General features: G+C 76.6%; 1 protein-coding gene. It reads right to left on the reverse strand.

From position 1 onward, the window contains the following. Window positions 1-959: serine/threonine-protein kinase (locus tag GT045_RS05590; protein WP_237538367.1), on the reverse strand; the 959-nt coding region annotated here is incomplete at its 3' end. Window positions 960-1,042 lie beyond the last annotated feature (83 nt).

Raw genomic sequence — 1,042 nt, forward strand, 5'->3', positions numbered from 1 at the left:
TGCGAGCCGGTGCCTGGATGCGAGCCGGTGCCTGGGTGCGAGCCGGTGCCTGTACCCGTGGCCGGGTCCGTGCGCGTGCCTGTGCCCGTGCCCGGGTGCGAGCCCGTGGCCGGATCCGTGCCTGCGCCTGTGCCCGTGCCCGGGTGCGAGCCCGTGCCGGTGTTCGCGGTGTTCGTGCCCGGGGCGCCCGCGGCCGTCAGCAGGTCCAGCAGGGCACCCGGCGTGGGCCGGTCCGCGGGCTCCTTGGCCAGGCATGCCGCGACCACGTCCGTCAGCGCGGCGGGTACGGCGGACATGTCCGGCGGCTCGTGCACGGAGCGGTACATCAGCCCCATCGGCGTGCCCTCGCCCCAGGCGCTGCCCCCGGCCGCCGCGACCAGCACGGCACCGAGGGCGAACACGTCGGCGGCGCCGGTCACGTCGTGGCCGAGGGCCTGTTCGGGCGCGAGGAAGCCGGGCGTGCCGAATGCGGTGCCGGTCGCGGTGAGCCGGCCGGACTCGACGGCCCGGGAGATGCCGAAGTCCACGACGCGCGGCCCGTCGGTGGCCATGATGATGTTGCCGGGCTTGAGGTCGCGGTGCACCAGGCCGCAGGAGTGGATGGACTCCAGCGCCTCGGCGAGCGCGGCGCCCAGCGCCCGCAGCTGCGGCTCGTCCATGGCGCCCTCGTCGGCGAGCCGCTCCGAGAGGGTCGGCCCGGGTATGTAGGCGGTGGCGAGCCACAGCGGGTCGCCGTCGAGGGCGGCGTCCACCACCGGCGCGGTGTGGAAGCCACCCACCGCGCGGGCCGCCTCGACCTCGCTGCGGAACCTCTGTCGGAAGACCCGGTCGGCCGCCAGCTCGGACTTGGCCACCTTCAGCGCGACGGCCCTGCCGCCGCGCGTCCGCGCGAGATACACCGTCCCCATGCCGCCCTCGCCGAGCTTGCGTTCGACGAGATACCCCCCGATGCGTTCCATGCGGACCAGTATGGCCGCCGGTCCCGGGCGGCCCGTGCCCGGCGTCCCGGCGCGGCCGCGCGGCCGGGCGCCTGCCCCCGGTC

This window comes from Streptomyces sp. SID486, from assembly GCF_009865385.1.
Lineage (GTDB): Bacteria > Actinomycetota > Actinomycetes > Streptomycetales > Streptomycetaceae > Streptomyces.